Consider the following 21,647-nt stretch of genomic DNA (forward strand, 5'->3'; position numbering starts at 1 on the left):
ACGCGGACACCCACCCGCCTATTGTGTGCGTATGAGCGCACGCATGCACCTATCACCTGCGCAGGATTCGCACCCGCAAGAACCGGGCCCGCGGGCCTTCGAGGCCGCGGCCGAGATCCTGGGGCTGCTGGCCGACCGCACCCGCCTCGCCCTCCTGCACGCCCTGGCCTCGGACGAGGCCGATGTCGGCACGCTGGCCGCGGCGGTGGGAGCGGCCCGGCCGGCGGTCAGCCAGCACCTGGCCCGGCTGCGGATGTCGGGGCTGGTGACCACCCGCAAGGAGGGCCGCCGCGTGGTCTACGCCCTGGCCGACGGCCACCTGCGGCGCCTGGTCGCCGAGGCGCTCGCCGCAGCCGAGCTTGGTCGTCCCGGCCGGCTCCGGGTGTGAGACCGGGTGGATGTCCGCAGGACACGGGGTCCTGGCTGGTGCGGTCACCGTCGCGGCACCGCTTGCGCCCGTCGCAGGCGGTGGCACGGTCACCGTCACGACGGCCACGGCCACGGCGACGACCGTGCCCCCGGACGGCCCTTCCGGGGATTTCGCGCGCATGGTGCCCATCGGTGGCGGCCGCGGCATCCGCCTGGAGTGCGGGGGAACCGGATCCCCGACCGTCGTGCTCGTGTCCGGACGGGAGGGGCCGCGGACGAGTGGACCCACGTCGTGGACCCCTCCCACCCCGCGGCCGGCCTGAAACCCGGTGCTGCGGCGGCGCTTCCGACGGTCGCCCGGTTCACCCGGGTGTGCGCCTACGACCGCCCCGGGAGCCATCCACGCGGTGGTGGACCAGGCGCGGAAACAAGTGCGGAGCCCGGCGGGCCCGGCTCGCCGGACAGGGCGGGCCGGGCCCGCCCGTCAGCGGGTGCGTACGACCGCGTCCAGCTGCTCCGCGGACCGGGCCAGGCCGGCCGCCGCCGTGGCGCAGCGGTCGGCCAGGGCCTCGATCCGCCACCGGAAGGCCTCGGCCTGCGGCCCCTTCCAGTCCAGCGCCACGGACCCCGCCCGCAGCCGTTCCGCGTGTCGGAGCAGCTCCACCGAGTGGGCCCGCAGCCCCTCCGCGGGCTCGTACCGCCGCTCCTGCCGCTCCGTGCGCGGCGGGGGAATCGCGCTCACAGGGCCCTCCAGGGGGCGAACGCGTTGGTCACACCGTCGAGGGCCGGGGCCAGTTCGGGGTGGTGGCGCAGGAGGACGGAGACCATGCCGCCCCGGTCCACCCACTCCAGGCCCTCCGCCGTGTAGACCTCGGGCCGGTAGTCGGTGGTGAAGAACCGGTCGCTCTTGAGCCGCCTGCTGGCCATCAGGATGAAGATCCGGAACAAGGAGTCGCTGAAGCCGAATCCGGCCGGCCGCGGCTCGGCGAGATTGCCGACCAGCGTGTCCACCCGGTCGAGGCGCCCCTCGTACAGCTCCTTCAGCAGCGGGGTGTCGCCCGGGTGCCCGCCGGTCAGCTCCTCGAAAGAGGTGACCGGGCGCTTGCGCAGCATCTGCCGGTACGCGTTGTAGCGGGGGATCCCGCGCTCGCGGTCGCGCAGGATGTCGACGGTGCCGAGGTCGATGTGCTCGCCGGTGAGCCGCGCCAGATTGCGCAGCGCGTCGGGGTGGTTGTGCAGGACGAGGGCGCCGGGGTGGGCGGTGCCGAAGCTGTAGAAGAGGTCGCTCATGCCGTACGCGTTGATCGCCGCACGGGTGGTCGCACCCTGCATGTCGTCGAAGCCGATGGTCGCCCGGAGGGCGCCCGCACGGTGGTCGCGGACGGCCAGCTCGTCGGGGATCAGCGGGTGCAGCCGGTACGCGGAGACGAACTCCTCCGTCATCGAGAAGGGCGCCGCGTGGTGGTCGGTCGGGGAGCCGAGGATGCCGCTGAGCATCTCGCCCTTGCCGAAGCGCCCGTACGTCCGGCTCACCCAGCGCGGCAGCACCCCGTACCAGTTGGCGTCCATCGCGCGGCGCAGGACCGGGGTGTCGAGGATGCCCGGCGTCCACTCCACCGTGTGGATCTTCGCCATGAGCGCGGTGTTGACCAGCCGCGCGGTGTGGAAGAGCCGTTCGTCGTCCCAGGTCGGGTAGTGGGCGCGCAGGTAGTCGCAGATCGCGTTGTGCTCCTTGGCGAAGAGCGTGTGCAGCAGTGACAGGCCGGTCCAGTAGTCGCTGTTCATACCGGTCCGGTCCAGGCAGGACATCCCGGGCCGCGGATCGGCGGGCAGCCTGCCGTCCTCGACGACGAGCCGCCCGTGTTCGCCCGTGCGCAGGGAGCGGCAGCGGGCCTCGTCGGAGCCGTAGATCTGCGAGCCGTCCCACCAGTGCGTGACGGTGTTCTCGTACGTGGGCGGCGCGTCGGCCGCGGTGTGGGCGACCGGGTCGGGGCGGGTGCGGTTCACGCGCATCGGGCAGCTGCCGCCGTGCTCGGCCCAGTCGTCGTCCCCGGCGAGCGGGACGGTGAACGGCTCGGCCTCCTCGTTGTCTCCGTGGTGGGCCCAGCCGTGGTTTTCGAACTGGATCCAGGCGGCGGCGAGGAGGTTGAGCGTGGGCGCGGGCACGAACCCCTTGCGGGCCAGCAGCTGCCTGCTGATCTCGCGCGGGCTCGGCGACATCAGCTCCTCGTCGGAGTCCGGGAAGACGAGGTGCAGCGGGGCGTTGCGGTCGAGCCGGGTGCCGACCCGGCCCATGTCCTCGTCGTACGGGTCGTAGCCCGAGCCGTCGTACGAGCGGAAGGGCGCGAGTGCGGAGGTCGGGCGCCGGCGGCGCTCCCCGCCGGCGCCGTACGTGTCGTACAGGTTCCGGCGGCGCAGGTCGTCGCGGAGCACCCGGAGGTTCAGCAGCCCCAGGGGGAGCGGCAGTTCGTGCCATTCGCGGGTGCGGTTGACGCGGGCGAAGGCGGCCGAGCCGAGGCGTTCGAGGAGCCCGGGCGGGCCGTACCCGGGGGCCTGGCCGGGGCGGGCGGCCTGCGAGGGGACGTCCGCGCCGGCCGGGGCCGCCGGGGTCCCCTCGCCCGGGGCCGCGGTCTGCTCGGTGGAGGTGGTGTCGGTCATGGTGTTCCTCAGCGGTCGGCGGGCAGGGGGCGGCGGTGCGCGGTCAGCGGTCGTAGAGCCGGAAGAAGCGGGCGGCGGTCACCCGGCCCCGGAACGGTGCGAGGTCCGCGTCCACGAGCGCGCTCGCCTCGGGGACCTCGTGCTCGAGGTTGTGCGCGTACCTCTCGGCGGCATGGCACAGCGGGAAGGCGTGCGTGTCGTCGGTCCAGGTGAACTCGGTGAACCGGTCCGGGAGCGCGTAAGGCGAGACCGAGGAGCGGCCCTCCAGGCTGGGCACCACGTCGTGCTCGTTGACCAGCGAGTACACGCGGGTCCGCGGGTCCGCGGGTCCGCGGGGCGCTTGCCGTCGATGGGGGAGCCGACCGCGACGACGTGCGTGACCTGGTGGACGGCGCAGAAGTCCCGGTCGGCGGCCAGGTTCATGGCGGTGATCCCGCCCAGGCTGTGGCCCACCAGGGCCAGTTCGGAGCCCGAGGGGATCAGCTGGCGCAGCGCCTTGGAGACGGCCCTGGAGTACGGGGTGGCAGGCCTCGCGACCGCGTGTACGGCGCCCAGCAGGTCCTGGGGGCTCTCGTCGCTGACGCCGGACATCCCGGCGAGCTGGACGACGTACCGCACCACTGCGTCGGGTCCCACGACCTGCTGGACGAGCAGCGTTCCGTCGGTGCCCACCGCGTCGATGTTGCGGACGTACCCGGCGATGGTGCCGGTGGTGTCGAGGCGTTCGGCGAGGGCGGGGGAGGGGACGAACGGTTCGGCCCGTCCGGGGCCGCGGTCGAGGAAGGCCCAGACCCGGGCGCTGACGCCGAGGATCGGTTCGGCGCCGGTCAGAGTGCGGCCGGTGGCGACCTCCCAGCCCGCCCCGTCGTTGAGGGGGTTCTCGTCGGTGAGGGCGTTCCACGCCAGGATGTCGGCGAACGAGGGGGCCAGCAGGGCGAAGGTGCGCTCGGCGCCCTTGCTGCCGAGGATGGAGCGGAAGACGCGGATCGCCTCCCGCTGACGGTCCGCCTCGATCGCTCTCAGCACGCGCCCGGTGTCGGGATCGCCGAGCAGCTCGGGGTGGGTCACGGCGGCGGCCCGGATCCGGGCCTTGAGGCCCGTCACGGCCAGGCTCACCGCGAGGCTCTCCCGGCTGGTGAACACCCCGGCGAGCCAGCCGATCCGTGCGAGGCCGCGGCCGCGCGGGGCCCAGCCCAGCCCCTTGGGGTCGGTGATGGTCCGCAGCAGGCTGCGCCGGACGGCGCCGCCGCGGGCGGCCAGCGGCAGCCGTGTGCCGAGGGCGAGTTCGGAGGCGTACCGGGAGGCCTCCCCCACTCCTTCGGCGGCCTCCGCGAGCAGGCGGCACAGGTGGTGCAGGGAGTCGATCTCCGGTTCGTGCCCGGTGACGGCGGTCGTGGCATCGGTCATGCAGGTGCCCTCCGGGGCATGGTGGGGAGGTGGGGGTGAGTGCGGGTGGGGTGCCCGCGGCGTGCGCTGGACGTGCGGTGCGGGCCCGGCGGCTGCCCCGCACCGCCCCGCCGCACGGGCTCAGCGCAGGGCGAGGGTGAGCCGGATGCCGGCCGAGGAGAGGATGCCGGGCAGCGGAAGACAGGGGTCCACCGCGGGCCGGCCGCCGCTGACCCGACGCCCCCGCAGCACCGCCGCGGTCAGCTCGGCCGCCGTCAGCACGCCCAGGTGCTCGCCGGGGCAGCGCCCGCCACCGTGGCTGAAGGGCGCCATCCGGACGTCCTGCGCCGCCCCGGGCCGCAGCCAGCGGGCGGGCACGAACTGGTGCGCCGCCGGGACGTGTTCGGGATCCCGCTGATGGAACAGGGCGGGGACCAGCACCGCTGTTCCCGCCGGATAGTGGACCCCGCGCCACTCGGTCTCGGCACGGGTGACCCGTACGAGGTCCGGCACGAGCGGGAACAGCCTCAGCGTCTCCTGTACGCAGGCCCGCATCCGGGGCAGGTCCGCGCCCCCGCCGTCCACCTCGGCCCGCAGGGCCTCCTGCTCGGCCGGATGCGCGGCGAGCAGCAGCAGGGTACGGGCCACGGTCGGGCCGACGGTGTCGAGGGCGAGCAGCCAGTGGTGAGCCTGGCCCACGGCGTCCAGTGCGGCGGCGCCCGGTCCCGCGGCGGCCGGGTGGCTGCGGGCGAGCGCGGCCAGGGTGTGCGGCTCCGCCCGGGCGGCGTACTCCTCGACGCGGGCGGCGGCCTTGCGGTACAGCGCCTCGGCGGCCGTGGCCCGACCCTTGCGCATCCGCATCCAGTTGGCCTCCTCGCGGATCGCGAGCAGCCACCGGGCGAGCTCCTCGTCGCCCGCGGCCGCGTCGCCGAGGACCATCCGGCGCCCGATCCGGGCCACCGTACGGCGCAGCAGCGGGAAGCCGAGCTCGCAGCGCTGGACCAGGGCGGGCGCCTCCTCGGCGATCAGGGCCTGGAACTCCTTGCACGAGGGGTGCACGGGCCGGTCGGCCGCGAGCACCTCGTCGTTGACGCGCCGGCGCTCCTCGCGGATGTCGCCGTGGGAGCAGATGACGCCCGTGGGCTCCAGCAGGGACAGCCCCCTGTACTTGTCGGGCGCGTCCATGGCGAGGGTGCGCACCGGCAGTTCGTAGAACCGCCGTACGTCGGCCTGGTCGAGCAGGACCAGCAGCGGCCCGGACAGGCCGCGCACCTCCACGGGCGCCCCGCCGTGCCGGGCCCGCATGGCCCGCAGGGTCGCGGCCGACCAGCCCTGCTGGCCGAGGGCCGCGTACGCCGCGACGACCCGGGGCCGCAGGTGGAAGGCCCCCCGGACGAACGCGGGCAGCGTGTGGGTGGCGGCGAAGCGGACGGTCTCGGCGCGCCCGGCCCGGGCGGGCTGCGGCACGGCGAGGGCTGCGGGGCCCGCGGCGCCGGCCGGGGCCCCGGCGGTGGAATCGGCGGCGGTGTTCGGCATGGCCTCGGTCATGCCTCCACGACCTTGCCGGGGTTGAGCAGGTTTTCGGGGTCGAAGAGCCGCTTGAGCCCGCGCTGCAGTTCCAGGCTGACCGGGTCGAGCTCGCGGGTCAGCCATTCCCGCTTGAGGGTGCCGATGCCGTGCTCGCCGGTGCTGGTGCCGCCGAGGGCGAGGCCCGCGGCCATGATGTCGTCGTACGCGGTCTGGGCGCGGCGGAACTCGTCCGCGTCCGATTCGTCGAAGACGACGGTCGGGTGCAGGTTGCCGTCTCCCGCGTGGCCGAGGGTGAAGATCCGCAGCCGGTTCCGTACGGCGATCTCCTCGATGGTGCCCATGAACTTGGCCAGTTCGGAGCGTGGCACGGCCACGTCCTCGATGAAGGCGGTCGGCTTCCCGCCGAGGGTCGCGGCGAACGCCCCCAGGGCCGGGGTGACCAGCCGCCGGGCCTCGATGATCTGCCGGGACTCCTCGGCTCCGGCGGCGGTGACCAGGTTCTGGGCCCCGGCCTCCTTGCACAGGAGGGCCATGGCCGCGAGGTCGTGGCCGGGATCGGCGGTGTCGCTCTCGATGATGAGGGTGGCGGCGGCGCCCGGGGCGAGCATGGGGTGCCCGTGGTCGGCGACGGCCTGGGAGGTGGCCCGGTCGAGGAGTTCGAGGGCGGACGGGACGTGGCCGGCCGCGGTGATCGCGGCGACGGCGTTCCCGGCCGCCGTGAGGGTCGGGAACTGGGCGAGCAGGGCCAGGGCGGGCGGCCGTACGGGACGCAGCGCGAGCGTGGCGCCGACGATGACGGCGAGGGTGCCCTCGGAGCCGACGAGCAGGCGGGTCAGGTCGTAGCCGGCGACCCCCTTGGCGGTGTCCCGCCCGGTCCGCATCCGGCGGCCGTCGGGGAGGACGAGGTCCAGGCCGCGGACGTAGTCGGCGGTGACCCCGTACTTGACGCAGCAGATGCCGCCGGCGCCGGTGGCGATGTTCCCGCCGATGGTGCAGTGCTCCCAGGAGGCGGGGTCGGGCGGGTAGGAGAGGCCGTGCTCGGCGGCCGCGTCGCTGAGGCGCTTGGTGACCACGCCGGGCTCGCAGCGCACGAGCCGGTTGGCGGGGTCGATCTCGAGGATGCGGTCCATCCGGGCGGTGCTCAGGACGACGCAGCCGTCGATCGCGTTCGCGGCGCCCGCGAGACCGGTGCGGGCGCCCTGCGGGACGACGGGGACGCCGAGCTCGTACGCGGTGCGCATGATGTGCCGCACCTGCTCGGCGGTGCGCGGGAAGGCGACGACGGCGGGGGTGCCGGCCTCGGAGAACGGCGCCGCGTCGCGTGCGTGCGCGGCGAGGGTCTCGGGGTCGGTGTGCAGGACGTCGGCGTGGTCGGTGAGGAGGGTGCGCAGGCGGGACAGCAGGGGGGTGTCGGGGGACATGTGGGCCTTCTGGTGGTGGAGGGGCTGGAGTCCGGGCTCAGAGGGAGGGGAGCTCGGTGGTCACGGGCACGTCGATGAGCACCGGTCCGTCCTGCTGGGCCGCGGAGTCCCGTACGAGCTTGGTGAGTTCACTCGCGCCGTGGGCCCGGTGGGTGCGCACTCCGTAGCCGTCGGCGACGGCCGTGATGTCGAGACCGGGGATGTCGAGGCCGGGGGCGCCCTGGGCGTGTTCGAGCTGCGCGAACCACTGGAGGATCGCGTATTTGGCGTTGCTGAGGACGACGAAGGTGACGGGGACCTTGTACGTGGCCGCCGTCCACAGGGCCTGGACGGCGTAGTGGATGGAGCCGTCGCCGATGACGCAGACCACGGGCCGGTCGGGCGCGCCGAGCTGGGCGCCGACGGCCGCGGCGGCCCCGAAGCCGAGTCCGCCGCCCGCGGAGAACAGGTAGGAGCCCGGGGTGCTGATCCGGGTGGCCTCGTGGAACTGCGGGACGTTGGAGGGCGATTCGTTGATCCAGAGGGTGTTCTCCGGGGCGCCCTGCGCGATGGCGGTCATGGCGGCGAGCGGGCTGAGGACGCCGTCGGCGGCCTCGGGGAACCGCACCTGCTCGTGCGGCGCGGGCGCGGTCCCGCCGCCGGCCGGGAGCCGGTCCGCGAGCGCCCGTACGGTCAGCGCCAGGTCCGCGACGACCGCATCCCCGACGGGGGCCTTGGCGGCCTCCTCGGCGTCCCGGGTGAGGAGGACGAGCTCGGCGCCCTCGGGCAGGTGGGAGCCGGGGATGTACGGGTAGTAGCGGAACACGGGCGCGCCGACCACGACGACCAGGTCGTGCCCCGAGAGCTGCCGGCCGAGCGGGTCGATCGCCGGGACCAGCTCCCCGCGGAACTGCGGATGGCTGCGGGGGAAGGAGACGCGGGCCGAAACGGGCGCCGCCCACACGGGCAGTCCGGTGCGCTCGGCGAGCGCGAGGACCGCGTCCCAGGCGCCGGAGGCGTCGACGTCGTCGCCCACGACGAGGACGGCGGAGCGGGCGCCGGAGATCCGGTCGGCGAGTGCGGCGACCGTGGCCGCGTCGGGCGCGGCGGCGTGCGTGATCCGGCGAGCTGCGGCCGCCTGGCCGGCCCGGTCCTGCGCCTCGGTGAGCTCCGCGTCGAAGTCGTCCATGGGGAGGGACAGGAACACCGGCCCGTGGGGCGGGGTTTCGGCGATCTGCACGGCGCGGGCCAGCGCGGCGGGGACATCCGCGGGGCGCGGGGGCTCGTACGCCCACTTGACGGCGGGCTGGGGGAGCAGCGTGGCCTGGGGGTTGGAGAGCAGGGCCTCCATGGTGAGCATGGCGCGCACCTGCTGGCCGGCGGTGACGACCATCGGGGTCCGGTTCGCGCGGGCATTGAGGATGGCGCCCATCGCATTGCCGGTGCCGGGACCGGTGTGCAGGTTGACGAGGGCGGTGGTTCCGGAGGCGAGTGCGAAACCGTCGGCCATACCGACGACGACGGCCTCCTGGAGGCCGAGCACGTACCGGAAGTCATCGGGGAACCGCTTGAGCATCGGCAGTTCGGTCGAGCCGGGGTTGCCGAAGACCGTGGTGACACCACGTGCTCGTAGAACGTCCAGGACTGATTCGCGAACCGTGCGCATGGGGTGTCCTTCCGCGCAGCCGGGGGCACTGTCGGTGATCAATCCAGCACACTGAGTTGATCTTTACAAAAGGCCTCCACGGTCCACCCGCGCCTGCTATGCCCCCGCTGCGGACCCGCCTCGGTACCGGCCGTGCGGCCGGGCGTGGTTGACGCCGCGTCCACGGGCCGGGCCGGATGTCCCCCCGATGGGTGGACGCGCGCATTCACCCCACGGCGGGGCGCGCCGACTTCGGCCGACGCGCGAGCCGGGTCATCGTGAGCCGTGGCCACTCATCGTGGTGACGTCGATCGGGCGCTCGTGCACGAGGTCGAGACCGGACGGCAGCGCGCGCAGCCGGGCCGGGTCGTGGTGCCGGCACACGGCGCCGTCACTGGTGGTGGACACCCCGCACGGGGTGCCGAACTCCGCGGCGTGGGCGGCGTAGCGGCCCGGTTGCGTGCGTCGTCCTGGAGGACCATGTCGCTGGCGTACAGCAGGCACCCGGGGGGCCTGCACCCGGACCGGCTCGGCGACCGGATCGCGCTGCGCGTCGTCGTCCGGGACGCAGGTCAGGACTTCCGCGGTGAAGGCTGCCGCGGGGCCGGCGGGGCTCAGGGGCGGAACCGCAGCGGATGGTCCGCCGGGACCTCCACCACGGCGATGCGGACACCGTCCGGATCGGCGATCCACATCTCGATCAGGCCCCAGGGCTCCCGCAGGGGCGGCCGCAGCACCTCGGCCTCCCGCATCCGCAGCTCCTCGTACACCGCCTGCACGTCGGCGACTTGGAGCCACAGCCGGAGCCCGGGCGACGGCGGGCTCTCCGCGCGGCCCGAGACCTCGAGGAAGCCGCCGCCGAGGAAGTAGACCGTGCCGCGTTCCGGCCCGGTGCCGAACTCCCGGTAGACCGCGAGCCCCAGCGTGCCGCCGTAGAAGGCGCGCGAGCGCTCCGGGTCCGTGGGGGTCAGCAGGATCCTGCTGCCCAGTACGTGCACCATGCCGGCGAACCTAAGGCCTCTCCGGAACGTGCGCCGCACGCAGGGGCCGCATGGCCCAGCGGATGCCCCCGGTCAGGGCGTGCCCGGCCGGCCGTATGCACGCCCGGTCCAGGAGCGGCAGGTACGGGACGCCGAGGAGATCGCGGGCCCACGGCGGCAGCATCCCCACGGCGTTCGCGGCCAGGACGGCGTACGGACCGCGGGCGGCCGGCGGCAGGGGCGGGCGGTACAGGATGAAGCGGGCGGCCTCGCGCGCCTCGCGGGTGGCCCGCAGCTCCGGCCGGTACGCCGCGAGCCGGGCGGTGAGCGCGGCCCGGTCGCGCGGCGGGTCGACCGCGCCCAGGGCCACGGCCACCCGGGCGGTGTCGGCGAGGTAGGCGTCGCAGCCGGCGCCGTCGAGGGGGTGGGCGCCGTACCGCTGGTGCGCCCGCAGGAAGGAGTAGACCTCGGCGATGTGGACCCAGCCCAGGAGATGCGGGTCGGAGGCCCGGTACGGCCGCCCGTCGGCGGACACCCCGCGCACCTGTTCGTGGACGGCGCGCACCTGGGCGACCGCCTGCTCGGCGTCGTCCGCGGTGCCGTACGTCGTCACGGCGAGGAAGGTGCTGGTGCGCTGGAGCCGTCCCCACGGGTCCCCGCGGTAGCCGGAGTGCGCGGCGACGGCAGCCATGGCCAGCGGGTGCAGCGACTGCAGCAGCAGGGCGCTGAGCCCGCCGATGAACATCGAGGCGTCGCCGTGGACGGTACGGATCGGGCGGTCCGGGCCGAACCAGCGGGGGCCGGGGGTGCCGTGGATGCGGGCGCGGTTCTCCGGGCCCGAGGGCCCGGCGACACGGGCGAACAGACTGCGGCCGAGTTGCTCCCGCAGCCGGTCCAGGGCAGGTGCCGGAACGTTCATCGGTCCATTGTCGTGCACCGGCCGCCCGCACATCCGGACTTTCGGGCATCCCGCAGCCGGGCGAGCGCGCGGGGCGCCTCGCGGGTCCGGGAGGGGGCGGGGAGCGGGATCCGGACCGGGTCCTGGCCCGCTTCGACCGAGTGCGGTGGCCGGCCCCGCCGGGCCGGCCGCCGCGTCACAGCTCCGGGACGGCGGCGTCGAGCGCGGCGGTGAGGCGGTGCAGCCGGGTCTGGAGGTCGCGGATCTCGGCGAGCTCGAAACCGGTGGCGGCCGCGATCCGGCGCGGTACCTCCGCCGCGCGTGCGCGCAGCGCCGTACCGGCCTCGGTGGGGCCGACGTGTACGGACCGCTCGTCCTCGGTGCTGCGCTCGCGGTGGACCAGACCCGCGGCCTCGAGGCGCTTGAGCAGGGGGGACAGCGTCCCCGAGTCGAGCCTCAGGTGGTTCCCGAGCTCCTTGACGGGCGTCGTGCCGTGCTCCCAGAGCACCAGCATCACCAGGTACTGGGGGTAGGTCAGGCCGAGGTCCTTGAGGACCACGCGGTAGAGGCCGCCGAAGGCCCTGCTCGCTGCGTTCAGCGCGAAGCAGATCTGGCCGTCCAGGCGGAGGAAGTCCTCCTCGCGGAGGGTTTCGGTGGGCTGCTCGGTCATGGACGCAAGTGTAGCCGGGCGCGACTTGCGAGTCATTTAGTTGTGCACAACTGAATTGTGTGCTCTAGTGGTGGAGGTCAGCCGATCACCGGCTGACACGGTCACCACCGCGAGAGGAACCCCCGATGGACGCGCTGTACACCGCTGTCGCCACTGCCAACGGCCGCGAAGGCCGCACGGTCAGCTCGGACGGCCAGATCGACCTCGCGCTCGCCATGCCTCCGGCGCTCGGCGGCAACGGCCAGGGCACCAACCCCGAGCAGCTCTTCGCGGCGGGCTACGCGGCCTGCTTCGCCAGCGCGCTCGGCCTGGTCGGCCGGCAGGCCAAGGTCGACACCGGTGAGGTGTCGGTCACCGCGGAAGCCTCGATCGGCAAGGACGACACGGGCTTCGGCCTGGCCGTCACCCTGCGCGTCGAGCTCCCGGAGTCCCTCGCCGGCGAGACGGGCGCGCTGCTGGTCAAGCAGGCCCACGAGGTCTGCCCCTACTCCAAGGCCACCCGCGGCAACATCCCGGTCGAGCTGGTGATCGAGTAGTCCCGATCGGGGGCCCTGTCATCAGGGCCCCCGGCCCGGCCGACGCCCTGTGAGGGCCGCCGCCGACGCGGCGGGCAGTCCTCCGGTGCGTCGAGGTCCCCGGGCGGGCACCGGCACCACCGGCCCGCACCGTTGAGCGGGGCCGACTCTCCTGTGGATCTCGGGGGCGCCTCAGGGGCGTATCAGGGCGTTCCCCGAGGGCGGGGCGATCCCGGCGCCGACATGATCAGGGCATGTCGAACACACCTTGGCAGCGGACGGCGTTCACAGCCGGTCCGCTCTGCATGACGGCCTACGGGCTCATCCGGCTGACCGACGAGGAACACGGCCCCGGATTCGCCTGGTCTCTGGGCCATCTCTGTTTTCTGGCCAGCGTGTTGTGCTTCATCCCGATCGTGCTGGAGATGCGGCGGATGGCGGTGCGGGGGCGCGGCCCGGCCGCCCGGGGGCTGGCCGGCGCCGGGGCGGTGACGGGCCTGCTCGGCACCGCGGCGGTCGTCGCGCAGGCGGTCGTCGATCTCTTCGTCGGGTTCCTCAGTGAGGACCACGAGGCCATGCGCGAGCTCTTCCGGCGCGTCAAGAGCCACACGGGTGTGGAGCCCGCCGTCTACACCGTCGGTCCGCTCCTGTTCTACGTCGGCCTGTTGCTGCTCATGGCCCAGCTCGCGGCGCTTCGGCGGATCGCCGCCTGGCAGCCCGCCGCGGTGGTGGCGGGCATCGTGGCCACGGGCGTCAGCCTGGACCTGCTGCCGCCGGCAGGGCTGTTGTTCCTCCTCGCGTTCGCACCCCTGGGGCGGCAGGCCGGTGATCCGGACCGCCGCCCCCTCACGGCTACGGCTCCATCAGGCAACTGACCGGGCACACCGGGTCCCGGTCCGGATCGCGCTCGGTGAGCCGGGCGGTCACCCGCCCCCAGGCCGCGGGATCCGTACCGAGCCGGTCCCCGACCAGGGCGGCGACCTCGTCCACGGCGGCGCGTATCTCCGCGGGCGCGTCGCCGCGCCGCCGCGCGGCATTGAGGTAGGACAGGATCCGGGCGGCCGGAGCGGCCTCGTGGACCAGGTCCCGTCCCGTGAGCCCGCCGGTTGTCAGCAGCCGGTCCACCCGCACGGTCAGCGGCTCGCGGTAGACGCCGCCCAGCGCGTGGCGGGCGCGGGCACGGCTCCGGGTCGTACGTCTGCCCGGACGCCGGCTCGGCGAGCTGCTCCGCGTACCGCAGCTTGAGATCGCGCGGGGCTTCCGGCCGGTTCACCAGCCGGTCCCGGTACGGGATCGGCTCGCGCAGGTGCTCGGCCTCCAGACCCGCCCAGTCCGGTTCGCGGGGAAGCTCCCGATCACCGAGTCCGTCTGCCAGAGCCCTTCGCTCCGGCGCAGCCGTTTGACACGGTCCGGACGGCGTCGGGGCCGCGGCGCTCCCACACCCGCAGCAGGGCATACCGCACTGCCATCCTGCGGGCACCGTCCGTCAGCGCCCTGGCCACGAGCTCCGGAGCACCGCAGCCAAGGAGCGGGCCGAGCCAGGTCTGGGGGACATACGAAGCCGGTGACGGTACCGCCGACCACTGACAACGCCGTCGGCTCCGGGCCGGAGCCCGGAGCCGACGGACAGGGCCACTGGGCCACCGGGCTATTGGACCCCGGGTATCTGCCGGGCCTTGAAGGCGGCGCGGACGGTGTCCCCGGCGCCCTGTCCGTACATGCGCTGCGCCGTTGCTATCGTCGTCAGCGCCGCGTCCTGGAAGGACGTGTCGGGGCGGAAGCCGAACTGCGCGTTCACGATGATCCGGTCGGCAGTCCGTGCGCCCAGCGCCCCGCGGATGTCGAAGAGGGCGCGGGACCAGATCTCACCGTCCGCGTGGACCTCGCCGACCCGGTCGGCGTACACCTTGTTCCCGTCCACCCGGCGCAGGCAGTGCGGAGCGGTGCTGTAGGAGCTTGAGTCCCAGTCGCCCACACAGGCCAGGTCCGCCTTGCGCGGCCATCCGTACGCCGCGTCCGCGTACGCACCGACCTCGACCGCCAGGTAGTCCCCGAACGCCTCGCCGATCGCCCCGGCCTCCGGCGACGTACCGAAGCCCGGGACCTGCGCGTTGTGCACCGCGTGGCCGTACTCGTGGACGATGACCTCGGCGTCCTCGGCGTCGTCGACCCCGCCCTTGCCGAAGCGGATCTCGGCCTTCGTGTCGCTGAAGAACGAGTTGTCGGCCCCCCATTGGTTGATGCGGACCGGCTGCGCGCGGTCGTTGGCGCCCGGCAGCTCGCTCCCGAAGCCCAGGCCCTGCAGGTACTCCTGCGCCTCGTTGACCCAGAAGTAGGCCATGACCTGCTCGAACTGGTCGTCGGCGCGGTTGTACGCACCCACGTCCGCGAGCTTCGCAGAGGTGCCGGTGTCCGAACGGACGTACGCCCACTTCCCCGAGAGCGAGCCGCTGCCGTCCAGGTTCCGCAGCGCGGCCAGGGTGTAGGCGGAAGCGGGCACGGCCCCGGCGGAGTCCTTGTCGTCGGCGAGCGTCTGATCGCCCGAGGACTGGACGGGGTTGACCATGAAGAGGCGGGCCTGGGGCAGCCCGGCCGCGGGGGTGGCGGCCGTCGAGGGCGCGGCCGAGACCGGGCCGGCCAGAGTGAACAGCGCTGCGGTGGTGGTGGCCGCGGCGATCAGGCCGCGGGATGTGCGGCGAGCCATGTGCATCCTCCCGTAGTGGGGATTGGCGGGGTTGCGGCCGTGATCCTTGCGCACCGACAGCCCCTTTGACCAGGCTCCGGACCAAACTTCGCGACCGCCCCTCGATCACCGCTGCTCACACCCGGCGCTGACCACCGGCTGCCAGCGGCGCGCCCGGACCCGGCCGCGCCCCGGGAACCCGGCCGGTGAACAGCTCGTCCGGGAGGGCGGTCAGGCCGAGAAGGCCCAGCGCGGTGTCGGTGGTGACCCGGTGCCAGGCGCGCGCCTGACGGAGCATCGTGTGCCGCCCGAACGGCATGACGATGCCTCCGGCCGGCGCCCCCCGCGCACGGGCGCGCCGCACGTAGTCCCACGACGCCTGCGCCCCGGTGACACGGTCCGCTTCGTCGTGCAGGAGCACCACGGCCGTGTCACCGAGATGCATGACCGGTTCACCCGGCGGGCACCACGGCGCGAGCCCGACCACGCCGCGTACCAGCGGGTCGGCTGCGGCCCGCAACGCGGCACGCCCTCCCATGGAATGCCCGACCAGCACCACGGGCAGCGGCCCCGCAACGCAGCGCAGTTCGCGCAGGGCCTGCCAGACATCGTGGACCGGGTCCGCGCGGTGGCCGTTCCAGCCCTGGTGCACGTAGCGGACCTCCGCCACCACCACGCCCCGCGCCGGCGCGGCGGCCGCGATCGCCCCCGCGAAGGGACGCATCCGCAGCCCCGGCAGGTTCGGCCGCGGCGGCGCTTCCAGCCCCACCGGACGGCCACCGTGCAGCAGGAGCACCGCGGCGGTCGCGTCCCGCGGCACCCGGCGCAGCGCCAGCGCGCCCGTCGGCTTCCTCATACGTGACCTCGCCGGGGCGGCAGCGGGAGGAACCCGCTGGTTCGGGCGATGTAGGCGCCGTAGCCGGGACGCTCTGCCATGTGGGCCTCCAACAGGCGTTTGCCGCTCCCCTTGGTCAGCAGCAGCGTCATGGCCACCGGGGACACCAGGCACAGCAGGGCAGCCTGCCAGGTGCCGCATGCCATCAGGTAGAGCCCCCACCAGACCAGGAAGTCGCCGAAGTAGTTGGGGTGGCGGGTCCAGGCCCACAGACCCCGGTCCATGACCGTGCCGCGGTGCGCGGGATCGGCCTTGAAGCGGGCGAGCTGAAAGTCCCCCACGGCCTCGAAGGCCAGGCCCAGCGCCCACAGCCCGCCGCCGAGCACCGTGATGACGCCGATGGGGGAGCCCGCGTACGAGGCGCCCTGGACGGGCAGGGAGACCAGCCAGACCAGGCCCGCCTGGAGCAGGTACACCTTGAGCAGGGCGCGCACATGCCGATGGCCCGGCCCCCGGGCGAGCAGCTTCGTGTAGCGGGGGTCCTCGCCGTGCCCGCGGCCGCGCCACGCGATGTGCACCGCCAGCCGCACCCCCCAGACGACGGTCGCGGCGGCGACCAGGAGCCGCCGGCCGCCGTCCCCGTACCCGGACGACAGGGCGTACGAGACCGTCGCGACCGCGGCGAAGGCGAGTCCCCAGGCGATGTCCACGGTCCGGTGCAGGCGTCGGGCCGTACCGACCGCGAAGGCCAGGAGCAGCACGGCGGCGGCCGTGGCGGCGGCAGCGGCCAGATTGCTCCGGAGGGCCTCCCAGGAGGCGGGGTTCACTGCCGTGCCCCCGTCGAGATGTCCTCCGTCAGGAGCAGTTGCCGGACATCGAGGTAGCGGGCCCGGAACCCGGCTTCGGAGTAGGCGAGGTAGAACTCCCACATGCGCCGGAACGTCGCGTCGAAGCCGAGCGCCGCCACGGCGTCCGCCCGTTCCGCGAAGCGTTCCCGCCACAGGCACAGGGTCTGCGCGTAGTGGTCGCCATACCCCTGGTCGGAGACGATCCGCAACCCCGCGCCGGCCGAGTGCGCCTCAATGGCCTCGCGGGAGGGAATGAGGCCGCCGGGAAAGACGTACTTGCTGATCCAGGTGTGCGTACGGGACGTGTGCAGCATCTGTTCGTGCCCCATGGTGATGGACTGGAGCGCGATCCGGCCGCCGGGCGCCACCGCATCGCGCAGGGCGGCGAAGTACGTCGGCCAGAAGTCCCTGCCGACCGCCTCGATCATCTCCACGCTCACCACCGCGTCGTACCGGCCCTCCAGGTCGCGGTAGTCCCGCAGTTCCACGTCCACCTGGTCGGCCAGCCCCGCGGCGGCGATACGGCGGCGGGCGAGGTGCTGCTGCTCGGCGGAGAGGGTCACGGTCGTCACGCGTGCCCCGCGGGCGGCCGCGCGCAGGGCGAGTTCGCCCCAGCCGGTGCCGATCTCCAGCAGGCGCTTGCCCGGGCCGACGCACGCGAGGTCCAGCAGCCGGTCGATCTTCCGGTGCTGCGCGGCCGCCAGGCTCTCGCGGCGCGCGGGGAACGCGGTGAAGACGGCGGACGAGTACGAGAGGGTCTCGTCGAGGAAGAGCGCGAACAGCTCGTTCGACAGGTCGTAGTGGCGGTGGATGTTCTGCCGGGCCCCCGCCCGGGAGTTCAGCTGCGCCTCGGGCCTGCGCTGCGCCCACGCTCCGCGCAGCCGGCGCAGCGGGGCGGGCACGAGGTCGTCCACGTGCGCGGCGAGGACGGTCAGCAGGCCGGTCAGGTCGTCGCTGTCCCATTCGCCCGCCATGTAGGACTCGCCGAAGCCGATCAGGCCGTGCGCCCCGATCCGGCGGAAGAAAGCGTCCGGGTCGTGGACGGTCAGCGACGGGCCGCTCCCGCGGGGCGGCTCGGCGCCGAACCGGCAGCGCAGGGGGAGCGCCGTCACGGCGCGGCGGACCAGCCGGCGGGCGGCCGCCGTGTGCCCGAAGGGAGCCGCCGGCGGCCGCGCCACGTCCGGCCACGCCTGTGCGTCGGCGGAGTACCGCTCCGCGGGTTCGTCGGCGGTGCGGGGAAGGGAAAGGGTCACGGGGCGATGCCTTCCTGGGGTGCGCGGTCGGGTCGGGGCTGGACGGGCAGCCCGCGGAGCAGCAGGCGGATGGCGTGGCGGCGGATCCCGGCCCAGACGGCGGCCGTGGACCACGGCCGCCGGGCGACCGCGCGCAGCAGGGCGAGGGAGGAGGCGGGGCGGTGCCGGCCGTGCAGGGTCGCGGTGAAGGGCCGCTGCCCGGCGCGCTCGAGCTGGACGGCGAGCTCGAGCCGCTCCCGCGGCTCCGGCAGGCGCATGCGGTAGTGGCCGTCGACGGGGAAGAACGGCGAGACGTACAGCTCCTTCGCCGCCTCGGCCCGGCCGGCGCCGTCGGTCCGCAGCAGGTAACAGTGCCGCTGCCCGTACGTGTTGTGGACCTCGGCCACGACGCAGACGAGAGTTCCGGCGCGGTCGTGGCACCAGTACAGGGTCAGCGGGTTGAAGACGTACCCGAGGACCCGGGCGTGGGCCAGCATCAGGACCCGGCCGCCGTCGAGGTGCACGTCCCGGGAGGCCAGGTACGCGTCGAGGCCGGCCCGGATGCCCGGTGCGGCGGCGGTGAAGTGGTCGCGGGCGTCGAAGCGGGCCAGGGGGCGCAGCGGCCACGGGAGCCGGGGGAGCGCGTCCAGGTCCACGAGCCACATGTACGTGCGGTGCCGGAAGGAGTGCCGCACCGGGGCCGTCCGCGCGTGCGAGACGACGCAGTCGTACAGGGCCGGCACGGCGACGGCCGGGAGGGCCGGGGCTGTCGGGGCCTCCGGGGCCTCCGGGGCTGCCGGGCCCGCCGGGCTCGTTCCCGGCGCCATGGCCGGGGTCACCATCGGACACCCAGCGCGGCGGCGGCCTGCACGCCCGAGCGGCAGCCGTCCTCGTGGAACCCCCACCCGTGGTACGCCCCGGCGAAGGCGGTGACGGACGTGTTGAGGCGGGGCAGGGCACGCTGCGCGGCCACCGATTCGGGCGTGTAGACCGGGTGCGCGTACTCCATTCGGGCGAGGACGCGCTCGGGGTCGATCCGCCCGCCCGCGTTCAGGGTGACGACGTAGCCGGTGTCGCCCGGCAGCCGCTGCAGCCGCGTCATGTCGTAGCTGACGCGGACCCCTTCCGCCCCCGGGCGGCAGTCGGGGAGGTGGTAGTTCCAGGAGGCCCGGGCGCTGCGCGAGCGGGGCAGCAGCGTGGTGTCGGTGTGCAGCACGGTCGGGTTCGCCTCGTACCGGAAGGCGCCGAGGATCCGCTGCTCGTCCCGCGTGGCGTCGGCCAGCAGCCGCAGGGCCTGGTCGGGGTGCGTGGCGATGACGACCGCGTCGTAGGCGTCGGTGATGCCGTCCTCGGTGCCCACCAGCACGCCGCTCGGTATGCGGTCCACCCGGACGACCGGGGTGGCGGTCCGGACGTTGCTGATCTCCTTGGCGGCCTTGTCCACGTAGGCCGCGCTGCCGCCGGTGACGGTCCGCCACCGCGGGGAGCCCGCCACGGACAGCAGCCCGTGGTGGTCGAGGAAACGGAACAGGTACGTGGCCGGGTACTCCAGCGCGGTGTCGGCGGGGCAGGACCACACGGCCGACACCAGCGGGGTGATGAAGTGCGTGACGAAGTACGGGGAGAACCCGCCGTCGGCGAGGAAGGCGCGCAGGGTGTACCGCTCCGGGCCGCCGCCGACCGGTCTGCCCCCGGCCAGCAGACGGCGCGCGCGTCGGTGGAAGAGCGGTACCTCCGCCAGCAGCCGCAGGTAGCGGGCGCGCAGGGCCGCCCGCCCGGTGAACAGGCCGGCGGGCCCGCGGGCGCCGGCGTACTCCAGGCCGCAGCCGTCGCACCGCACCGACATGCTCATCTCGGAGTCCTGCGTGGCCACGCCGAGCTCGCGGAAGAGCCGGAGCAGCAGGGGGTAGGTGCGCGCGTTGTGGACGATGAACCCGGAGTCCACGCGCACCGTTCCGCCGCCCCGGGCGGGCAGTTCATGGGTGTGGGCGTGGCCTCCCAGCCGGGGGTCCGCCTCGTACAGCGTGACGTCGCACGCCTTTTGCAGGACGTAGGCGGCGGTCAGTCCCGCCACCCCGCCGCCGATCACGGCCACACTCTTCGTACGCACAGTTCCACACTCCCCACCGGTCGCCACGCCGTCGTCCGTGACGGCGGTTCACCTTTGCTTCGCAGCCGGGGCGTCCGCGGATTGGTGGCAGTTGCCGAGACACGGAACCGGGAGCGGAAGGCAGGAGCAGGAGGGGAAGCGGAAGCGGAAGCCGGACGAGACGGCCGGCGGGCCGGGGCCCCGGCCGGAGCAGCGAGGCCGCCAACTCGGCGGCGGCAAGGGCTGCGCAACCCGACAGGAGGCCGGCAGCGGCACCTGCCGTGGTCCGTATCGACCATTGCGGGAAGGGCAGGCCAATCCGTACGGATGTCCGCTCCGAAGACCGGTCAAGAACGAGAATCTGGCACCATCCGGAGCGGTCGGCCCTCTTCGTGAAGGGCCGGTCCTTTCGACACCGAAGGACTGTCATGCGATGGACGGACCCCGGCGGACCATCCGCCACCACCGGGCGTCACTGCACCCCTCACCCGCACCCGCGGCTGCAACCGCATCCGCAACCGCAGGGAGGGGCGAGGACCCGGTGAGGCAACCGCTGCCCTTCGGCGTTCCCGACGCCGTGGGCCCCCGGCTCGAAGACCTGATGTCCCGGGTGGCCCGCGGGGACAAGGACGCGTTCTCCGCCCTCTACGACGCCCTGTCCGGGACCGTCTTCGGCATAGTCGTCCGGGTCGTACGCGACCGCGCCCAGTCCGAGGAGGTGGCGCAGGAGGTGATGATCGACCTGTGGCGGCAAGCCGCCCGCTACCGCCCCGAACAGGGCAGCGTGCGCACCTGGGCCGCCACACTGGCCCACCGCCGGGCCGTCGACCGCGTCCGCTCCGCCCAGGCCGCGATCAACCGTGAACACGACCAGGCCGCCCGTGACCAGGCGCGTCCGTTCGACGAGGTCGCGGAACAGGTGGAAACCCGTCTGGAGAGCGAACAGGTACGGCGCTGCATGCGCGGCCTGACCGAGATTCAGCGCCAGGCCGTCACCCTGGCCTACTACCAGGGCCTGACTTACCGCGAGGTCGCCGAGACCCTGCGCACTCCGCTGCCCACGATCAAGACACGCATGCGCGACGGGCTCATCCGGCTGCGCGACTGCATGGGGGTGACCACATGAAGCACGACGGGGAACTGCACACCCTCACCGGCGCGTACGCCCTCCACGCACTCACACCGGCGGAGCACGAGGCGTTCACGGCGCACCTCGCCGACTGCCCGTCCTGCGGGCAGGAAGTGGCAGAATTCTCCGCCACCGCCGCCCGCCTGGCCGCCGGGGCCGCCCTGCCGCCGCCCGCGCGCATGAAGGACGCGGTCCTGGACGGCATCGACTCGGTCCGCCAACTGCCGCCGCTGCTGCCCTCGGCGGCGGGCAAGCCGATGACGCTCACCGCCGTCCTGCGCCGCAGGGCCGTTTCGCTGGCCCTCGCCGCGAGCCTCGCCGCGGCGGCCGTGCTCGGGGGCGTCACCGTCTGGCAGAGCCAGCGCACCGATCAGGCACGGCAGCAGGCGGAGGCCTCCGAACAGCGCCTCCAGGACTTCAGCGCCGTGATGGCCGCCCCCGACGCCCGTACGGTGCACGGCCGCACCACCGGCGGCGCCACCACCTCCGTGGTCAGCTCCAAGCTGCAGAACAGGGCGGTGTTCATCGGTGCCGGGCTCCCCGACCCCGGTGAAGGCAGGACGTACCAGCTCTGGTTCGACGACCACGGCACCATGCGCCCCGCCGGGCTCCTCGCGCACGACGGGGCCACGCTCATGCAGGGCGGCATCCAGGGAGCCTCCGGGGTGGGGCTCACCCTCGAACCAGCCGGCGGCTCCGCCCAGCCCACCAGCCGCCCCCTGCTCCTCCTCGCCCTGCCGGCCTGACCGCACACCTCGATGACCGCGACGGCCGGCCCCC

The 21,647-nt window shown here is 74.2% G+C and carries 22 protein-coding genes; 5 read left to right on the top strand and 17 right to left on the bottom strand.

All coding sequences use genetic code 11. From position 1 onward, the window contains the following. Positions 1–31 precede the first annotated feature (31 nt). A complete protein-coding gene (locus tag AB0I68_RS25615; RefSeq protein WP_363179697.1) occupies positions 32–388 on the top strand; it encodes a metalloregulator ArsR/SmtB family transcription factor in 357 nt (118 codons plus the stop codon). A 465-nt stretch (positions 389–853) separates the two neighbouring features. Here AB0I68_RS25615 and AB0I68_RS25620 read toward each other — a convergent pair whose 3' ends face one another. The 10 genes from AB0I68_RS25620 to AB0I68_RS25665 all read right to left on the bottom strand — a co-directional run bounded on the left by AB0I68_RS25620 (position 854) and on the right by AB0I68_RS25665 (position 11,536). Then, the gene (locus AB0I68_RS25620) at positions 854–1,111 is read right to left on the bottom strand and encodes a hypothetical protein (RefSeq protein ID WP_363179698.1); all 258 of its coding nucleotides are present in this window, start codon (positions 1,109–1,111) and stop codon (positions 854–856) included. Then, complete coding sequence (locus AB0I68_RS25625) at positions 1,108–3,027, bottom strand: peroxidase family protein (RefSeq protein WP_363179699.1); 1,920 nt, start codon at positions 3,025–3,027, stop codon at positions 1,108–1,110. Before AB0I68_RS25625 ends, AB0I68_RS25620 begins: the two co-directional genes overlap by 4 nt. Positions 3,028–3,105: 78 nt before the next feature. Continuing rightward, on the bottom strand, positions 3,106–4,434 hold the full coding sequence (locus tag AB0I68_RS25630; protein ID WP_363179700.1) for an alpha/beta hydrolase: 1,329 nt from the start codon (positions 4,432–4,434) through the stop codon (positions 3,106–3,108). Between the two features lie 120 nt (positions 4,435–4,554). Further along, positions 4,555–5,961 (bottom strand): cytochrome P450, encoded by a 1,407-nt coding sequence (locus AB0I68_RS25635; RefSeq protein ID WP_363179701.1) that lies wholly within the window; start codon positions 5,959–5,961, stop codon positions 4,555–4,557. Then, positions 5,958–7,364 carry an FAD-linked oxidase C-terminal domain-containing protein gene (locus AB0I68_RS25640; RefSeq protein ID WP_363179702.1) on the bottom strand — a complete coding sequence of 469 codons (1,407 nt, stop codon included), beginning with the start codon at positions 7,362–7,364 and terminating at the stop codon, positions 5,958–5,960. The genes AB0I68_RS25635 and AB0I68_RS25640 overlap by 4 nt, the downstream gene beginning before the upstream one ends. Positions 7,365–7,401: 37 nt before the next feature. Continuing rightward, positions 7,402–9,009 (bottom strand): benzoylformate decarboxylase, encoded by a 1,608-nt coding sequence (gene mdlC, locus AB0I68_RS25645; RefSeq protein WP_363179703.1) that lies wholly within the window; start codon positions 9,007–9,009, stop codon positions 7,402–7,404. 252 nt (positions 9,010–9,261) lie between these two features. Continuing rightward, positions 9,262–9,396 carry a hypothetical protein gene (locus tag AB0I68_RS25650; protein ID WP_363179704.1) on the bottom strand — a complete coding sequence of 45 codons (135 nt, stop codon included), beginning with the start codon at positions 9,394–9,396 and terminating at the stop codon, positions 9,262–9,264. Between the two features lie 206 nt (positions 9,397–9,602). Beyond that, entirely contained in the window at positions 9,603–9,989 is a 387-nt protein-coding gene (locus AB0I68_RS25655) for a VOC family protein (RefSeq protein WP_363179705.1), read from the bottom strand. 10 nt (positions 9,990–9,999) lie between these two features. Further along, on the bottom strand, positions 10,000–10,887 hold the full coding sequence (locus tag AB0I68_RS25660) for an oxygenase MpaB family protein (protein WP_363179706.1): 888 nt from the start codon (positions 10,885–10,887) through the stop codon (positions 10,000–10,002). A 175-nt stretch (positions 10,888–11,062) separates the two neighbouring features. Then, positions 11,063–11,536, bottom strand: a complete 474-nt coding sequence (locus AB0I68_RS25665) for a MarR family transcriptional regulator (RefSeq protein ID WP_363179707.1) — start codon at positions 11,534–11,536, stop codon at positions 11,063–11,065. Positions 11,537–11,661: 125 nt separating this feature from the next. Between AB0I68_RS25665 and AB0I68_RS25670 the strand changes: the two genes are divergently transcribed. Further along, a complete protein-coding gene (locus AB0I68_RS25670) occupies positions 11,662–12,072 on the top strand; it encodes an organic hydroperoxide resistance protein (RefSeq protein ID WP_054220897.1) in 411 nt (136 codons plus the stop codon). 233 nt (positions 12,073–12,305) lie between these two features. Further along, complete coding sequence (locus AB0I68_RS25675) at positions 12,306–12,926, top strand: hypothetical protein (protein ID WP_363179708.1); 621 nt, start codon at positions 12,306–12,308, stop codon at positions 12,924–12,926. Here the strand turns inward: AB0I68_RS25675 and AB0I68_RS25680 are convergent. The 7 genes from AB0I68_RS25680 to AB0I68_RS25710 all read right to left on the bottom strand — a co-directional run bounded on the left by AB0I68_RS25680 (position 12,904) and on the right by AB0I68_RS25710 (position 19,759). Next, positions 12,904–13,182 carry a hypothetical protein gene (locus tag AB0I68_RS25680; RefSeq protein ID WP_363179709.1) on the bottom strand — a complete coding sequence of 93 codons (279 nt, stop codon included), beginning with the start codon at positions 13,180–13,182 and terminating at the stop codon, positions 12,904–12,906. The two genes, AB0I68_RS25675 and AB0I68_RS25680, sit on opposite strands and share 23 nt — an antisense overlap. A gap of 517 nt (positions 13,183–13,699) precedes the next feature. Then, positions 13,700–14,755, bottom strand: coding sequence for a M4 family metallopeptidase (locus AB0I68_RS25685; RefSeq protein ID WP_363179710.1), 1,056 nt, complete (start codon positions 14,753–14,755; stop codon positions 13,700–13,702). 115 nt (positions 14,756–14,870) lie between these two features. Next, a complete protein-coding gene (locus AB0I68_RS25690) occupies positions 14,871–15,590 on the bottom strand; it encodes an alpha/beta hydrolase (RefSeq protein ID WP_363179711.1) in 720 nt (239 codons plus the stop codon). Then, positions 15,587–16,396 carry a DUF1295 domain-containing protein gene (locus tag AB0I68_RS25695; protein WP_363179712.1) on the bottom strand — a complete coding sequence of 270 codons (810 nt, stop codon included), beginning with the start codon at positions 16,394–16,396 and terminating at the stop codon, positions 15,587–15,589. Before AB0I68_RS25695 ends, AB0I68_RS25690 begins: the two co-directional genes overlap by 4 nt. Then, positions 16,393–17,670 carry a cyclopropane-fatty-acyl-phospholipid synthase family protein gene (locus tag AB0I68_RS25700; RefSeq protein WP_363179713.1) on the bottom strand — a complete coding sequence of 426 codons (1,278 nt, stop codon included), beginning with the start codon at positions 17,668–17,670 and terminating at the stop codon, positions 16,393–16,395. Before AB0I68_RS25700 ends, AB0I68_RS25695 begins: the two co-directional genes overlap by 4 nt. After that, complete coding sequence (locus tag AB0I68_RS25705; RefSeq protein WP_363179714.1) at positions 17,667–18,476, bottom strand: DUF1365 domain-containing protein; 810 nt, start codon at positions 18,474–18,476, stop codon at positions 17,667–17,669. The genes AB0I68_RS25700 and AB0I68_RS25705 overlap by 4 nt, the downstream gene beginning before the upstream one ends. Before the next feature lie 8 nt (positions 18,477–18,484). Next, a complete protein-coding gene (locus tag AB0I68_RS25710) occupies positions 18,485–19,759 on the bottom strand; it encodes an FAD-dependent oxidoreductase (RefSeq protein ID WP_363179716.1) in 1,275 nt (424 codons plus the stop codon). A 580-nt stretch (positions 19,760–20,339) separates the two neighbouring features. Here AB0I68_RS25710 and sigK point away from each other — a divergent pair. Together sigK and AB0I68_RS25720 are read left to right on the top strand one after the other, a co-directional pair. Continuing rightward, entirely contained in the window at positions 20,340–20,864 is a 525-nt protein-coding gene (gene sigK, locus AB0I68_RS25715) for an ECF RNA polymerase sigma factor SigK (protein ID WP_363179779.1), read from the top strand. Beyond that, positions 20,861–21,613, top strand: coding sequence for an anti-sigma factor (locus AB0I68_RS25720; RefSeq protein ID WP_363179717.1), 753 nt, complete (start codon positions 20,861–20,863; stop codon positions 21,611–21,613). Before sigK ends, AB0I68_RS25720 begins: the two co-directional genes overlap by 4 nt. Positions 21,614–21,647 lie beyond the last annotated feature (34 nt).

The sequence above is a fragment of the Streptomyces sp. NPDC050448 genome (assembly GCF_040655295.1).
In the GTDB taxonomy this organism is placed as follows: domain Bacteria; phylum Actinomycetota; class Actinomycetes; order Streptomycetales; family Streptomycetaceae; genus Streptomyces.

Excerpts from the sequence above, each read along its gene's own strand:
- sigK (WP_363179779.1), top strand. The coding sequence starts at position 20,340 with ATGTCCCGGGTGGCCCGCGGGGACAAGGACGCGTTCTCCGCCCTCTAC.
- AB0I68_RS25665 (WP_363179707.1), bottom strand. The coding sequence starts at position 11,536 with ATGACCGAGCAGCCCACCGAAACCCTCCGCGAGGAGGACTTCCTCCGC.
- AB0I68_RS25615 (WP_363179697.1), top strand. The coding sequence starts at position 32 with ATGAGCGCACGCATGCACCTATCACCTGCGCAGGATTCGCACCCGCAA.
- AB0I68_RS25655 (WP_363179705.1), bottom strand. The coding sequence starts at position 9,989 with ATGGTGCACGTACTGGGCAGCAGGATCCTGCTGACCCCCACGGACCCG.
- AB0I68_RS25640 (WP_363179702.1), bottom strand. The coding sequence starts at position 7,364 with ATGTCCCCCGACACCCCCCTGCTGTCCCGCCTGCGCACCCTCCTCACC.
- AB0I68_RS25635 (WP_363179701.1), bottom strand. The coding sequence starts at position 5,961 with ATGACCGAGGCCATGCCGAACACCGCCGCCGATTCCACCGCCGGGGCC.
- AB0I68_RS25685 (WP_363179710.1), bottom strand. The coding sequence starts at position 14,755 with ATGGCTCGCCGCACATCCCGCGGCCTGATCGCCGCGGCCACCACCACC.
- AB0I68_RS25630 (WP_363179700.1), bottom strand. The coding sequence starts at position 4,434 with ATGACCGATGCCACGACCGCCGTCACCGGGCACGAACCGGAGATCGAC.
- mdlC (WP_363179703.1), bottom strand. The coding sequence starts at position 9,009 with ATGCGCACGGTTCGCGAATCAGTCCTGGACGTTCTACGAGCACGTGGT.
- AB0I68_RS25670 (WP_054220897.1), top strand. The coding sequence starts at position 11,662 with ATGGACGCGCTGTACACCGCTGTCGCCACTGCCAACGGCCGCGAAGGC.
- AB0I68_RS25675 (WP_363179708.1), top strand. The coding sequence starts at position 12,306 with ATGTCGAACACACCTTGGCAGCGGACGGCGTTCACAGCCGGTCCGCTC.
- AB0I68_RS25705 (WP_363179714.1), bottom strand. The coding sequence starts at position 18,476 with ATGGCGCCGGGAACGAGCCCGGCGGGCCCGGCAGCCCCGGAGGCCCCG.
- AB0I68_RS25690 (WP_363179711.1), bottom strand. The coding sequence starts at position 15,590 with ATGAGGAAGCCGACGGGCGCGCTGGCGCTGCGCCGGGTGCCGCGGGAC.
- AB0I68_RS25720 (WP_363179717.1), top strand. The coding sequence starts at position 20,861 with ATGAAGCACGACGGGGAACTGCACACCCTCACCGGCGCGTACGCCCTC.
- AB0I68_RS25625 (WP_363179699.1), bottom strand. The coding sequence starts at position 3,027 with ATGACCGACACCACCTCCACCGAGCAGACCGCGGCCCCGGGCGAGGGG.
- AB0I68_RS25660 (WP_363179706.1), bottom strand. The coding sequence starts at position 10,887 with ATGAACGTTCCGGCACCTGCCCTGGACCGGCTGCGGGAGCAACTCGGC.